Consider the following 14407-nt stretch of genomic DNA (forward strand, 5'->3'; position numbering starts at 1 on the left):
GGATGCCTGCCTCGGTCTACCCTTATCTTGTGGCACTGAACCGAATCGCACTGTATTACGCTTTCACTCCCCTTCCCGACCCGGATGCAATCCGCCTCTGGCAGCGCGCACTCTGCGAAAAGCTGGGCCTGCGCGGGCGCATCCTGATCTCGCAGGACGGCATCAACGGCACCGTCGGGGGTGAGCTGGACGCCGTCAAGGCCTATGTGAAGGCCACCCGGGAATATCCCGCCTTCAAGAAGATGGACATCAAGTACTCCGAGGGCTCGGCGGAGGATTTCCCGCGCCTGAGCGTGAAGGTGCGCAACGAGATAGTGAGTTTCGGCGCACCGGGCGAATTGAAGGTGGACGAGAACGGCGTGGTCGGCGGCGGAACGCACCTGCGCCCCGAAGAACTCCACCAGCTGGTGGAGGAGAAGGAAAAGGCCGGCGAGGAAGTGGTCTTCTTCGACGGGCGCAACGCCTTCGAAGCGCAGATCGGAAAGTTCAAGGGCGCCGTGGTGCCCGATGTTTCCACCACGCATGACTTCATCGCCGAACTGGAATCTGGCAAGTACGACGACCTCAAGGACAAGCCGGTGGTCACCTACTGCACCGGAGGCATCCGCTGCGAGGTGCTCTCCAGCCTCATGGTGAACCGCGGGTTCTCCGAGGTCTACCAGATGAAGGGCGGCATTGTCCGCTACGGGGAAACCTACGGCGACAAGGGCCTCTGGGAAGGTTCGCTCTACGTTTTTGACAAGCGGATGCACACGGAGTTCACGGACGACACCGTGACCATCGGCCAGTGCGTGCGCTGCCAGGCTCCCACGAGCAAGTTCGAGAACTGCTCCAACCCGTCCTGCCGCAAGCTGACCCTGTACTGTGCGGACTGCGCATCGGACCCCGCCACGCTCCGCTGCCCTGACGGCTGCGACGGGTGACCTCCGGCAATACTTAGGCCGCCCCTAACTGCCTCTATACTTCCCCACCCGGCGTTGTTAGCATCGCGGGCACGGGCGCTGACGCCCGGAACAGGCCTGACCGGAACCGGCGTCTGCCGGGCACGCCGGGATCGGGCGTAGCCCAAAGGCGGGGGAGTATGGAAACGGTTGGCACGGCGGCGGACGCCGCAGAGAATACAAATGAGTGGGACCGGATAGTCGACGTCCTTGTGGTGGGGTCGGGTGCGGCCGCGCTGACGGCGGCCATCACGGCAGCGGATGAGGGACTGGACGTCCTGGTCGTGGAGAGCACCAAACTCTGGGGCGGCACCACCTCCATTTCCGGCGGCGGTCTCTGGATGCCCAACAACCCCCTGATGAAAGCGGCAGGGGTGCAGGACAGCCAGCAAAACGCCCTCACCTATATGGAAGAGGTGATTGCCGACGTCGGCCCCGCCTCCTCGCGCGAACGCAAGTTCGCGTTCCTGCGCTCCGTGCCCGAAGTCGTGACGTTCCTGGGCGGTCTCGGGGTCCAGTGGATGCGTTCCAAGGACTACCCGGACTACTATCCGGACCGGCCCGGCGGAATGGTCGGCCGCTCCCTTGAGGTGAAGCCCTTCGACACGAAGCTCCTGGGCCCCTGGTTCAAGCACTCGCGCGCCGCGGCGTCGGGCATTCCCGCACCCCTGGCCACCGACGACGTCTGGGAGCTCTCCCGGGCCTGGTCCACGCCGAGCGGGTTCATCCGCGGCGCCCGCTTCGTTTTCCGCACCCTCGGCGGGCTGGTCCGGGGCAAGCGGCTGTATGGTCTGGGTGGAGCCCTGTCCTCCTCGCTCATGTACATCGTGCGTAACCAGCAGACGCCGGTCTGGCTCTCGGCGCCGCTGACGGACCTGATCCAGGACGACGACGGCGCGGTGCTGGGCGCCGTCGTCCGCCGGCAGGGACGGGACGTCCGGATTCGGGCAAGGCACGGCGTGGTTCTGGGCGCCGGCGGCTTTGCACGGAACGCCGAATGGCGGGAAAAGTACCAGGGCCTGGAGAAGGAGTACTCCTCGGCCCCGGAAGGCGACCTCGGCCAGGCCATCGACATTGTGGCCGCTCGGGGCGGTGCGCTGGCCCTCATGGACGATGCCTGGTGGGGACCGACCGCCGTTGGACCCAAGGGGAAGGTGACGTTCACGCTTGCGGAGCGGTCCATGCCGTTTTCCCTGGTGGTGGACGCTGCGGGCAAACGGTTCCTGAACGAGTCCGAATCCTATGTGGATTTCGGCCACCACATGCTCGAGAACAACAGGAAAGTACCGGGGGACCCCGCCTGGCTGGTGTTCGAGGCCCGGCACGCCCGCCGCTACCTGTTCAACGCCCTGCTGATCGGGCGCAAGGACTGGACGCGGCAGGGGCTGCTGCTTCGGGACGACACGGTTGCGGGGCTGGCGGAGAAGATGGGTGTGCCGCCGGCGGCGCTGCAGGCCACGGTGGAACGGTTCAACGGCTTCGCGCAGACCGGCATCGACGAAGATTTCCATCGCGGCGACACCGTCTATGACAACTACTACAGCGATCCGCGGGTGAAGCCGAACCCGAACCTGGGGCCGCTGGAGAAGGGACCGTTTTCCGCCGTGCGCCTGTACCCCGGGGACCTGGGCACCAAGGGCGGTCTGGTGACGGACAGCGATGCGCGCGTGCTCCGCGAGGACGGCAGCGTCATTCCCGGACTGTATGCCGCTGGAAACACCACCGCCTCCGTCATGGGCCGGACCTATCCGGGGGCCGGGGCAACCATCGCACCGGCCGTAGTCTTCGGTTACCGCGCTGCCCGGCACGCGGCTGCCCACGCTCCCTCGGCTGTCAGTCGGGTGAAGGCGGCCACATCGGCAGCCGCGCCGGCAGCCGCACCGGCAGCGGACGTCCCGGTGCAGGGAACGGCCGGTTAGCGGGCTCTCCGGCACGGCGTTCCGGGCGGTGACCGAACGTCCGGGCAGAGCGGACGGGTACTTCATCGACTTGTTGGAGTGCCCGTCCGTCGTTTGCACGGACCGCCGATAGCGCGGCCCTAGACTGGGGGATGTGATTGATTTCTCTTCCGTTCCTTCCGCACCCCGTAGCCGTGACACCTGGCTTCTCAAGGCGCTCGCCGCCGATCTGGAGGAAGCCGGATACACCGTAAACGGTGTGGCCGGGTTCCTTGGCGAGGAAGCATCGGCGGCCCTGCAGCGGGACCAGCTGGTTCCCGCCCTGCTGGCCTGCCGTGCGGAAGCGGAAGCCGCAGATCCCCGTCGGGTGGCGGTTCCCATCCAGCTTTGGCTATTGGGGGAAACGGCTGAGCGGGCCGCACTGGACAGCGCGCTGCCGCGCACCGGCACCGAAGGCCTCCTGGAACTCGGGCTCATTGAACGCGGACGCATCTTCGGCACCTTCCGTGCAGCAGTGGACCTGCGCCCCTACGGCACCGATGACGGCGGCACCGGTTCCGCCGGCAATCCGGACGGTGATCTCTGGGTGGCCAGCGACCTGGGCAGCCACCAGCGTCCCGGCGTGCTGCGGCGCGACCACGTCCTCGGCATCGGACAGGCTTCCCTGAGCCTGGCCCAGCTCACCGTACGCACGCCTGTGGGACGCGCCTTGGACCTGGGCACCGGATGCGGGATCCAGACCTTCCATCTGCTCCGGCACGCGGACCATGTGACGGCGACCGACGTTTCCGAGCGTGCCCTCGGCTTCACCCGGTTCAACCTGATGCTCAACGCCCCCCAGCTGGACATCGATCCGGACCAGCCCGAGGAGCGGTTCACCCTCCGGCTGGGCAGCCTGCTGGAGCCGGTGGCCGGCGAAAAGTTCGATCTGGTGGTCTCCAACCCGCCGTTCGTCATCACTCCGCGCACCGGCGGCGACAACGATGAAAGGTACACCTACCGCGACGGCGGCCTGGCCGGTGACGGCATCGTCGCTGCCCTGGTGGCCGGCCTCGAGGAGGTCCTGCGTCCCGGCGGCACCGCCCAGATGCTGGGGAACTGGGAGATCCCGGCTGGCCGGGACGAGGAATGGTCCGCCAGGCTCGAGGAATGGCTTCCGGAGGGGACGGACGCCTGGGTCATCCAGCGCGAAACCCTCACCCCGACGGAGTACGCCGAAATGTGGCTCCGCGACGCCGCGCAGGGCCGTGAACGCGAGGAATACACTGCGGCGTACGCCGGTTACCTGGAGGACTTCGCTTCCCGGAATGTTGGAACTGTGGGGTTCGGCTCACTTTGGCTGCGCCGACGGCGGAAGCCCGGCGCCGAGCCGCTGCGCAGGTTCGAGGAAATCACCCACCCCATTGAACAGCCCGTGGGTCCGCACCTCGATGCCGCCGTACGCCGGTTCGACTGGGTCACCAGCCGCACCAAGCTGGAGAACGTGCACCTTCTGGTCGCGGAAGACGTTACTGAGGAGCGCCACCAGCGCCCCGGCGCCGAGCATCCGGGTGTGATTCTGCTCCGTCAGGGCGCCGGACTGCGGCGGACCAACCTCATGAGCACGGAGCTCACCGGGTTCGTTTCCGCCTGTGACGGCGAGCTCTCCGTAGGACAGATAGTCTCAGCCCTGGCCGCCCTGCTGGATCGCCCTGAACCGGAGTTTGGCGAAAACCTGATCGCGGAAGTGCGTAATCTGGTCTTGGACGGGTTCCTCGTTCCGGACCGCTGGTAGGTCCCGCGCCTGTCCCGGTGCGGGTCAGTGCCTGCGGTGCTTTCCGGTTACCCTAGTGCTGGGGCATCGCGCATACTGTCTGTGGATGTACCGGACTGCCGATGCACCAAAGCGCCGGAACAACGCGCCCCAAAACTTATTTGAACCACCCCGTTACGTAGGAGAACAGTGCCAGTTAAGGCAACGGACAAGAAGACCGGCAAGAAGAAGCTTGTAATTGTCGAGTCTCCGGCCAAGGGCAAGACCATCGCCGGGTACCTCGGCGAAGGCTTCGAGGTGACGGCGTCGATGGGTCATATCCGCGATCTTCCGCAGCCCTCCGACCTGCCCGCGGAGCTGAAGAAGACGGGCGTCGGCAAGTTTGCCGTGGACCTCGACAATGACTTCGAGCCGTATTACGTGGTGTCTGCGGACAAGAAGAAGAAGGTGGCCGAGCTCAAGGCCGCATTGAAGGACGCCGACGAGCTCTATCTCGCAACTGACGGTGACCGTGAAGGCGAAGCCATTGCCTGGCACCTGCTGCAGGTGCTCAAGCCCAAGGTCCCCGTTCACCGGCTGACCTTCCCGGAAATCACCCGCGAAGCCATCCAGCGTGCCCTGCTGGAAATGCGCGACGTCGACGTCGCCATGGTGGACGCCCAGGAAACCCGCCGCATCCTTGACCGCCTCTACGGCTACGAGATTTCCCCTGTGCTCTGGCGCAAGGTAGCCCGCGGCCTGTCCGCCGGACGTGTGCAGTCCGTCGCCACCCGGCTCGTGGTCGAACGCGAGCGGGAGCGCATGGCGTTCCGCGCGGCGTCGTACTGGGACCTTGTGGGAACCTTCGCCACGGAAGCCGCCGAGAAATTCAAGGCCCGCCTGGTCTCCGTCGACGGCGCCCGCGTCGCCACCGGCAAGGATTTCACCGACCGCGGTGAGCTGAAGTCCAAGACCGCCGTGCACCTGGACGAAGCAGCTGCCGTCTCGCTTGCCGCCGGCCTGGAATCGGCCGCATTCACCGTCCGTTCCGTGGATACCAAGCCGTACACCCGCCGTCCGGCAGCGCCGTTCACCACCTCCACCCTGCAGCAGGAAGCCGGCCGCAAGCTGCGCTTCTCCTCGCGGGTGACCATGCAGGTGGCCCAGCGGCTGTACGAAAACGGTTACATCACCTATATGCGTACGGACTCCCCGGCGCTGTCGGACCAGGCCATCAACGCCGCCCGCCGCCAGGCCTCGGAGCTTTACGGCCCCGAGTACGTGCCCGAAGCCCGGCGCGTCTACAAGGGCAAGTCCAAGAACGCCCAGGAAGCACACGAGGCCATCCGCCCCGCCGGTGACTCCTTCCGCACCCCCGCACAGGTGGCCTCCTCGCTGCGCGGCGACGAGTTCCGGCTCTACGAGCTGATCTGGAAGCGAACCGTCGCCTCCCAGATGGCCGACGCCAAGGGTTCCACCGCTTCCGTGCGCCTCGGTGCGGTGTCCGCTGACGGGCGCGACGCCGAGTTCTCGGCTTCCGGCACGGTCATCACCTTCCGCGGCTTCATGGCTGCCTATGAAGAGGGCCGCGACGCCGTCCGCGAGGACGACGAGGCCGAGGGCACCGAAGGCGCCCGCCTGCCGGTGCTGAAGGCCCAGGACACCTTGACTGCTGCAGACATCGCTGCCGGCGGACATGAGACCTCCCCGCCGCCGCGGTTCACTGAAGCGTCCCTGGTGAAGATGCTCGAAGAACTCGGCATCGGCCGCCCCTCCACGTACGCCGCCACCATCTCCACGATCATGGACCGCGGCTATGTCACCAGCCGCGGCCAGGCACTCGTGCCGAGCTGGATCGCGTTCTCAGTGGTCCGCCTGCTGGAGGAACACTTCACGGATTACGTGGATTACGACTTCACCGCTGAACTCGAAGAAGACCTGGACCGCATTTCCCGCGGCGAAGCCGGCCGCGTGGAGTGGCTGAACCAGTTCTACTACGGCGACCGTGTGGAAACCGGCCTGCACACCATCGTGAACGACCTCGGCGAAATTGACGCCAAGGCGATCAACTCGATCGAGATTGCCGACGGCATTGTGCTGCGCGTGGGCAAGTTCGGCCCCTACCTGGAGCGTCCGCTGCCCGCAGACGCCCCCGAAGGGACCGAGCCCGAGCGGGCAAACGTTCCCGAGGACCTGGCCCCTGACGAACTCACCGCCGAAAAGGCCGTGGAACTGATGGAGACCGCCGCTCCCGAAGAGCGCGTGCTGGGCACCGATCCGGAGACGGGCCGGACCATCGTGGCCCGCAACGGGCGCTACGGTCCGTACGTGATCGAGCTGATCCCGGAACCCACCGAAGAGGACCTGGCCAACCAGCCGGTGGAGTACTACAAGAACGGCAAGCCCAAGCCTCCGAAGAAGCCGGTGAAGGTCAAGCCCCGCACCGGCTCGCTCTTCAAATCAATGAGCGTGGAAACGGTGACCTTGGACGAGGCGCTGAAGCTGATGAAGCTGCCGCGTGTCCTGGGCACAGACGCCGAAGGCAACGAGATCACGGTGCAGAACGGCCGGTTCGGTCCGTACCTGAAGAAGGGCACGGATTCGCGCTCGATCGGCTCCGAAGAGGAAATCTTCACGATCACGCTCGAGCAGGCGCTGGAGATCTATTCCCAGCCCAAGCAGCGCGGCGGCCGGCAGGCTGCGGCACCGCTGGCGGAATTCGGTGCTGATCCCGTGTCGGAAAAGCCGATTGTGGTCAAGGACGGCCGCTTCGGGCCGTACATCACCGACGGCATCACCAACATCACGGTGCCCCGCTCCACGGCCATCGAAGAGCTGACCCGCGAGCAGGCCATTGAACTGCTGGCGGAGAAGCGCGAGAAGGGCCCGGCGAAGAAGCCCGTGAAGAAGCGTGCGGCTCCGCGGAAAGCTACAGCGAAGAAGTAGGGACCGGTAGAGCGATAATGGAATCATGCGCCTAGGCGTTCTCGACATCGGGTCCAATACCGTCCACCTCCTGCTGGTGGACGCCCATCCCGGTGCCCGTCCAGTCTCCTTCGCCTCGCACAAGCGTCCGCTGCAACTGGTGTCCTACCTGGACGCCGACGGCGCGATAAGCGAGGCCGGGCAGGAAGAACTCATCGGGTTCGTCAACGAGGCCTGGAACTTCGCCCGCCGGCACGGCGCGCAGGACCTGCTGGCCTTCTCCACCTCGGCCATCCGGGAATCGGCCAACGGTGCCGAGGTCCTGGCCCGGGTGCAGCGGGAGACACCGGTGCGGCTGGAAGAACTCTCCGGCGGAGACGAAGCGGCGATGACGTTCCTCGCCGTCCGCCGCTGGTACGGCTGGGGCGCCGGTTCCATCCTGGACCTGGACATCGGCGGGGGTTCCTTCGAGATGGCACTGGGCCAGGACGAACTTCCGGAAATCGCCCGGTCCCTGCCGCTCGGCGCCGGACGGCTGACTCGGGACTGGCTTCCCGAGGATCCGCCCTCACCCAAGAGCGTCAAAAAGCTGCGCAAATACATCCGCGGGTTGGTCGGGGAAGCGGCTGAGGAGTTCAGCGCCTTCGGCCGTCCGGACCTCGTTGCCGGAACGTCCAAGACCTTCCGGTCACTGGCGCGCATTGCCGGCGCCGCGCCGTCGGCCGCCGGACCGTTTGTGCCCCGCGTGCTCACGCTGGAGGACCTGTCCCTCTGGACCAAGCGGCTGGGCGCCCTGAGTGCCCGGGACCGTGCCGGTCTGGACGGTGTGTCCGCGCTGCGCGCCCCGCAGATGCTGGCCGGAGCTCTGGTGGCGCAGGCCGCCATGGAAGCCTTCGACGTGCAGTCCCTGAAGATCTGTCCGTGGGCGCTGCGCGAGGGCTTGATCCTGCGCCGGTTCGACACCCTGCGCTTCGAAACAACCGGTGACCTGCCCCGCGGCCCCGCCGAAGGAGAGGAATTCCTCGTGGCTGCCGGGGTGGGTCCTTCCTCCAACGGAAAGCCAACCTGACATGCCGACGTCCCTGCCGCAGCCCGGACGCGCCGCCATTCCGGTGGCGCTGTCCAGCGCTTCCGTATACCCGCTGTCCGTGCATGACACCTTCGCGGTGGCTCATGACCTGGGCTATGACGGTGTGGAAATCATGGTCACCAACAGCCAGGTCAGCCAGGACCCGGAGTCCCTCAGGGAGCTGAGCGAGCAGTACCGGCAGCCGATCCTTGCCATCCACGCCCCCACCCTGCTCCTGACGCAGCAGGTCTGGGGTGCGGCCTGGACCAAGATCGAGCTGTCTGCGGCGATGGCCGCGGAAGTAGGTGCTTCCACCGTCGTGGCGCACCCACCGTTTAGGTGGCAGACGGGTTATGCGGAGAACTTCGCCGAAGGCGTGAAGGATATCGCCGAGCAATACGGCGTCACCATCGCCGTGGAGAACATGTATCCGTGGCGGGTGCGGGGGCGTGAGGCAAAAGCCTACCTGCCGCATTGGAACCCGATTCCTGAGCCGTATGAAAACGTCACCTGGGACTTTTCCCATGCTGCCATCGCCGGCATGGACTCCTTTGAGCAGATCCGGAAGCTCGGGGACCGGCTCCGGCACGTCCACCTGACGGATGGAACTCCCAACGGCAAGGACGAGCATCTGCTGCCCGGTGACGGCACGCAGCGGTGTGCCGAGGCGCTGTCCTACCTCGCCGGCGCCGGGTTCGACGGCGTGGTGGCCGTGGAAGTCAGTACCCGAAAGGCCCGTGGCGCGGGGGAGCGCGAGGAACAGTTGAAGCAGACCCTGGAATTCGCACGGGAGCACCTCCGGCCCAAAGCCGTCCTGACCGGGCACAGCGCCAGCTGACCGGCCGCCTTTGCCGGTCCGCAAACCCCTTAGAAGCGGCATGACAGAATCGAAGTCATGGAAAGCGCACAGAATCCCCGACTGACATTCCTTGGCTGCGGCTCGATGAACGAAGCCATCCTCGGCGGAATCCTCGCCGGAGGCCTTGCCGCCGAGCAGGTTACCGCCACCGTCCGGCGGACCGAGCGGGCTGAAGAGCTTCGCACGGCGCACGGCGTCACTGTCCTTGCGGGCGGCGAGGATCCGGACGCGAACCGGAAAGCCGTCGCCGGTGCTGACCTGGTCATCGTCGGCGTCAAACCCGTGGGTGTGGCTGATCTGCTGCGCGAAATCGCCGCGGACCTGCCCCGCGGCGCCGTGGTCCTTAGCGTGGCTGCCGCCGTGCCGCTGCACCTGATGGAGTCGCTGCTGCCGGCCGGCCAGTCCGTCATCCGTGCGATGCCCAACACCCCGTCCCGCCTCGGCCGAGGCGTTACGTCCATTTCCGCCGGCAGTTCCGCCGGCCCGGAGGCGATGGACCTGGCCCGCCGGGTGCTGTCCGCCACCGGCACCGTGGTGGAAGTGCCCGAAGAACAAGTCGACGCCGTTTCCGCTGTCAGCGGTTCCGGCCCCGCCTACGCGTTCTACCTGGCCGAGGCCATGGCCCGGGCCGGCGTCGAACTCGGCCTGGACCCGGACCTCTCGGCCCTGCTGGCCCGCGAAACGGTGGCCGGTGCCGGGTACATGCTGGCCGAGCCCGACGCCGATGCCCCGTCCCTGCGCCGAGCCGTCACCAGCCCCAACGGCACCACGGAAGCGGCCATCCGCACCTTCGACGAGCTGAACCTGCCCGGTGTGATCGAGGCCGGTGCCCGTGCGGCAGCGGCCCGGGCCGAAGAGATCACGAAGCAGCTGACTTCTTAGTCCTGCCCGGTTCGTTGGCTCGCCGGCTGGCTGGGCCGGCCTCCGGGCCTGGCTCCGGCGGCAACGAAATTCCTACGCTCGCAGAGCTCGCGCGGAATATTAAAGCCCCCTCCGCCAGGCCCTGCGGCCGGACGGTAACGCTGCCGCCTCCGCCAGGCCCTGCGGCCGGACGGTAACGCTGCCGCCTCCGCCAGGCCCTGCGGCCGGACGGTAGAGCCGCCTCCGTGAGGCCCTTCGGCCGGTCCGTGCCCTGCGAGGCAAGCACTGCGCCAGAATCCCTCCGGTTTGTCGGGATCCCTTCGGTTTGTGACAATCCCTGCGCTGCGCCGTGCAGGAAAGTGCACAAACTGCAGGGACTTGCACAAACCGCAGGGAGCATTACCGACTCTGGCCCCGCGAGGCACATCCCTGCGGGGCATTCGTCCGTCCGCACCCGGGAAACCACGAAGCAGCTCACCGTCTGGCCCCTGTGCAGGACCTGCGCCTGCCGCTGAGAGGTGGCGTGTCGCCGTAGGGTGCGGGAAGGCGCCGTGCCGCCGCCGTAAGGCGTGGCGGAGGCGGCTTTAATATTCCAAGCGAGCTCTGCGAGCGAGGAATTTCGTTGCCGCCGGAGCCACGCCTGAAGGCGACCCGAAGGTGACGAAAGCTGACCCGAAGCCGACCCGAAGCCGACCCGAAGGCGACCCGGAAGGCGACCCGGAAGGCCGAAAACCTACGGCCGCGCCGCGAAGCGTTCGAGCAGATCCACGTGGCCGGACACGATCAGGGTGTCACGGCTGGAGACCTTGGTGTTCGGCTGCGCGTAGGTGAAGTCCTCGCCCGGGGATTTCACCCCCACGACAGTGACGCCGTACTTGGCCCGCACATTGGACTCGCCCAGGGTGAAGCCCTGCGTCTCCTTCGGCGGGTACATCTTCACGATCGCGAAACCGTCGTCGAACTCGATGAAGTCCAGCATCCGGCCGCCCACCAGGTGCGCGGCCCGCCGGCCGGCGTCGGCCTCCGGATAGATCACGTGGTTCGCGCCGATGCGCGTGAGGATCTTGCCGTGGGCAGGCGTGATGGCCTTGACCCACAGGTGCTCGATGCCCAGGTCCACCAGGTTCACGGTGATGAGCACGCTGGACTCGATCGAGGTTCCAACGCCCACGACGGCGGCCGAGAAGTCCTCGGCGCCCAGCTGCTTGAGTGCCTCGATGTTCGTCGCGTCGGCCTGGACCACGTGCGTCAGCAGGCCCGAGGCCTTCTGCACCAGCGCCGGATCGCGTTCCACGGCCAGGACTTCGCGGCCCTGCCGGACCAGCTGCTCGGCGGTGGCTGCACCGAAGCGGCCAAGTCCGATGACCAGCACCGGGGCATTGTGGGGAGGTCTGTCAGCCAATGATCGGCCTTTCTTCGGGGTAGTGGTAAAGGGTGTTGCGGTGGCGCACGGCGAGGGCCGCGGCAAGGGTGATGGTGCCGACGCGTCCGGCGAACATCAGCATCGACAGGACGTACTTGCCCGAGGGTGGCAGGGCCTCGCTGAGTCCGGTGCTCAGCCCCACTGTGGCGAAGGCGGAAATCACCTCGAACACGACCGGCTCCAGGGACTCATCCGTAATGACCAGGAGCGCGGACGTGGCCACCGCCACCAGTGTGGCGCCCAGGATGGTCACCGAGATGGCCACCCGCATGGCGCCCTGGGGGATGGTGCGGCCGAAGGCGCGGACATCGGTGTCGCCGCGGGCCTCGGCCACCACGGCCAGGAACAGGACGGCGATGGTGGTGACCTTGATGCCGCCGGCCGTGGAGGCGGAACCGCCGCCCGCGAACATCAGCATGTCAGTGACGAGCAGGGTGCTGGAGTCCAGATCCGTCATGGAGACCAGATTGAAGCCGCCGGAGCGGGTCATCACCGAGGCGAAGATCGAGTGGATGATCTTGTCGCCCAGGGACAGGTCCCCGATGGTGCGGGAGTTGAACCACTCGAACGCACCCCAGATCACGGCACCGGCCACCAGCAGGATGGAGGACACCAGTATTGTCAGCTTGGTGTGCAGGTTCCATTTGCTGACCCGGGCCCGGGTCTGCAGCAGGACCATGATGACGGGAAAGCCGAGCGAGCCGATAAACACACCGAGCATCAGCGGAATGAGGATCCACAGGTCCTCTTCATACGGCACCAGGCCGTCGGAGTGCGGCGTGAAACCGGCGTTGTTGAACGCGGAGATGGAATAGAAGACCGCATGCCAGATGGCCTGGCCGGGGGACTCGCCCAGGATCATGAAGCGCGGTGCCATGATCAGGGCGAGGGCCAGCTCAATTACGACGGCGGTGCTGAAGACAATGCGCAGCAGGTGGCCCACTTCGCCGAGCCGGCCCGTGTTCATGCCTTCCTGCGCCATGAGCTTGCCGCGGACGCCGAGCCGCTTGTTCACGGCCAGGGCCAGCAGGGAGGCCAGGGTCAGGATGCCCAGGCCACCCACCTGGATCGCGATCAGGATCAGCACCTGCCCGAAGGTGGACCAGTAGGTGGCGGTGGAGACCACGGTCAGGCCGGTGACGCAGACCGCCGAGACAGCGGTAAAGAAAGCATCGTGCAGCGGTGCGGATTCGCCGCTGCTGGAAGCAGCAGGCAGGCTCAGCAGGGCGGTGAACAGCAGGATGACCAGGCTGAAGACGATCAGCGCCAGCCGGGCCGGCCGGCCGGTGACCATTCCGCCCACGAACCCGCGGACCCCGGCAACAATGGCGGCACCGCTGCGCTGATCTTTCTCCAGCAGTGATTGCCGTGGGATTGCCATGGTGGTCAGATCTTTTCCGCGGGTTTCCGCAAGTAGTAGCACTTATCCGTCAGATGGGCGCGGACACCAATATCAGAGTAGCGCCCGCATCACGTAGCCTGTCTGCATGATCAGTTCCGGGCTAAGCCTTCCCATTATGCCGACGTGCATTGTCTGGGATGAATCCATGCTGGCTTACGACTTCGGTGCAGGCCATCCCATGAGCCCGGCGCGCCTGGACCTTACCGCCCGGCTGGCCCGTGAACTGGGACTTTTCGACCTCCAAGGGGTCTCCATGGCCGAGCCGTATGTCGCCTCGGCGGCCGACCTGCTGACCGTCCACGGCTTCGACTACATCAGTGCCGTGCAGGCCGCCGGAGCCGATCCGGCGAACTGCAATACGCTGCTGGGGCTGGGCACCGAGGACACCCCCGCCTTCGCCGGCATGCACGAGGCCAGTGCCCGGCTGGTCGGCGGTTCCCTGGCCGCTGCGGACGCCATCCTGTCCGGCGAAGCTACGCATGCGGTCAACTTTGCCGGCGGGATGCACCATGCCGGCTATGAAAAGGCGTCCGGCTTCTGCGTGTACAACGATGCCGCGGCCGCCGTCGCGCGTCTCCTCGCCAACGGTGTGCAGCGGGTGGTGTACATCGACGTCGACGCCCACCACGGCGACGGGACGCAGAACATCTTCTGGGACGATCCGCGCGTGATGACCATTTCGCTGCATGAAAGCGGTCTGACCCTGTTCCCGGGGACGGGATTCGCCAATGAAACCGGCGGCAAGGCAGCCGAAGGAACCGCGGTCAACATCGCCGTCCCGGCGCGCACCTCCGACGCCGGCTGGCTGCGGGCGTTCCATGCAGTGGTTCCGCAGCTGACGGAGGCCTTCGCTCCGGAAGTGATTGTCAGCCAGCACGGCTGCGACAGCCACACGGATGATCCCATGACCAGCCTCCGGATCAGCGTGGAGGCGCAGCGGCAGGCCGCCCTGACCATCAGCGATCTGGCCGGCCGGCTGTGCGAAGGCCGTTGGATCGCCACCGGCGGAGGCGGCTACAACGTCGCCTCCGTGGTGCCGCGGTCCTGGGCGCTGCTCATGTCAGTGGCTGCCAACGGGCGGGTGCGTCCCGCCACCCCGCTGCCCCCGGCCTGGCGCGACTATGTGCTGGAGAAGCACGGAGTGAAGTCCGGCGAGACGCTGGGGGACGGGGCGGATATCTGGTGGCGGTCCTGGGAAGTGGGCTACGACCCGAATGACGAGATTGACCGGACCGTGATGGCCACGCGCAAGGAACTGTTCCCGCTGCACGGGCTGGATCCATGGTTCGACTAGCCG

General features: G+C 66.6%; 10 protein-coding genes. 8 read left to right on the forward strand and 2 right to left on the reverse strand.

Features of this window, described 5'->3' with window-relative positions; translation table 11 throughout:
• The first annotated feature begins 29 nt into the window (after positions 1 to 29).
• From NNX38_RS03890 to proC, 7 genes are all read left to right on the forward strand, one after another.
• Positions 30 to 923, forward strand: coding sequence for a rhodanese-related sulfurtransferase (locus NNX38_RS03890; RefSeq protein WP_255796842.1), 894 nt, complete (start codon positions 30 to 32; stop codon positions 921 to 923).
• 158 nt (positions 924 to 1081) lie between these two features.
• Positions 1082 to 2860, forward strand: coding sequence for an FAD-dependent oxidoreductase (locus NNX38_RS03895; protein WP_255796843.1), 1779 nt, complete (start codon positions 1082 to 1084; stop codon positions 2858 to 2860).
• Positions 2861 to 2993: 133 nt separating this feature from the next.
• Positions 2994 to 4613, forward strand: a complete 1620-nt coding sequence (locus NNX38_RS03900) for a methyltransferase (RefSeq protein ID WP_255796844.1) — start codon at positions 2994 to 2996, stop codon at positions 4611 to 4613.
• Between the two features lie 168 nt (positions 4614 to 4781).
• On the forward strand, positions 4782 to 7517 hold the full coding sequence (gene topA / locus NNX38_RS03905; protein ID WP_255796845.1) for a type I DNA topoisomerase: 2736 nt from the start codon (positions 4782 to 4784) through the stop codon (positions 7515 to 7517).
• Positions 7518 to 7542: 25 nt separating this feature from the next.
• Positions 7543 to 8565 (forward strand): Ppx/GppA phosphatase family protein, encoded by a 1023-nt coding sequence (locus NNX38_RS03910; RefSeq protein WP_255796846.1) that lies wholly within the window; start codon positions 7543 to 7545, stop codon positions 8563 to 8565.
• A gap of 1 nt (position 8566) precedes the next feature.
• On the forward strand, positions 8567 to 9403 hold the full coding sequence (locus NNX38_RS03915) for a sugar phosphate isomerase/epimerase (RefSeq protein ID WP_255796847.1): 837 nt from the start codon (positions 8567 to 8569) through the stop codon (positions 9401 to 9403).
• Between the two features lie 57 nt (positions 9404 to 9460).
• Entirely contained in the window at positions 9461 to 10306 is an 846-nt protein-coding gene (gene proC, locus NNX38_RS03920) for a pyrroline-5-carboxylate reductase (RefSeq protein WP_255796848.1), read from the forward strand.
• A gap of 712 nt (positions 10307 to 11018) precedes the next feature.
• On the opposite strand, the gene NNX38_RS03925 is transcribed toward proC, so the two are convergent.
• Together NNX38_RS03925 and NNX38_RS03930 are read right to left on the reverse strand one after the other, a co-directional pair.
• Positions 11019 to 11657, reverse strand: coding sequence for a TrkA family potassium uptake protein (locus NNX38_RS03925; RefSeq protein ID WP_255797004.1), 639 nt, complete (start codon positions 11655 to 11657; stop codon positions 11019 to 11021).
• Between the two features lie 22 nt (positions 11658 to 11679).
• Positions 11680 to 13089 carry a TrkH family potassium uptake protein gene (locus NNX38_RS03930; RefSeq protein ID WP_370646361.1) on the reverse strand — a complete coding sequence of 470 codons (1410 nt, stop codon included), beginning with the start codon at positions 13087 to 13089 and terminating at the stop codon, positions 11680 to 11682.
• Between the two features lie 106 nt (positions 13090 to 13195).
• Here NNX38_RS03930 and NNX38_RS03935 point away from each other — a divergent pair, with 106 nt between their 5' ends.
• On the forward strand, positions 13196 to 14404 hold the full coding sequence (locus tag NNX38_RS03935; protein ID WP_255796849.1) for an acetoin utilization protein AcuC: 1209 nt from the start codon (positions 13196 to 13198) through the stop codon (positions 14402 to 14404).
• The last annotated feature ends 3 nt before the right edge of the window (positions 14405 to 14407 follow it).

The organism is Arthrobacter sp. zg-Y238 (genome assembly GCF_024385525.1).
In the GTDB taxonomy this organism is placed as follows: domain Bacteria; phylum Actinomycetota; class Actinomycetes; order Actinomycetales; family Micrococcaceae; genus Arthrobacter_B; species Arthrobacter_B jinronghuae.

Excerpts from the sequence above, each read along its gene's own strand:
- NNX38_RS03935 (WP_255796849.1), top strand. The coding sequence starts at position 13,196 with ATGATCAGTTCCGGGCTAAGCCTTCCCATTATGCCGACGTGCATTGTC.
- NNX38_RS03895 (WP_255796843.1), top strand. The coding sequence starts at position 1,082 with ATGGAAACGGTTGGCACGGCGGCGGACGCCGCAGAGAATACAAATGAG.
- NNX38_RS03915 (WP_255796847.1), top strand. The coding sequence starts at position 8,567 with ATGCCGACGTCCCTGCCGCAGCCCGGACGCGCCGCCATTCCGGTGGCG.
- NNX38_RS03930 (WP_370646361.1), bottom strand. The coding sequence starts at position 13,089 with ATGGCAATCCCACGGCAATCACTGCTGGAGAAAGATCAGCGCAGCGGT.
- NNX38_RS03910 (WP_255796846.1), top strand. The coding sequence starts at position 7,543 with ATGCGCCTAGGCGTTCTCGACATCGGGTCCAATACCGTCCACCTCCTG.
- proC (WP_255796848.1), top strand. The coding sequence starts at position 9,461 with ATGGAAAGCGCACAGAATCCCCGACTGACATTCCTTGGCTGCGGCTCG.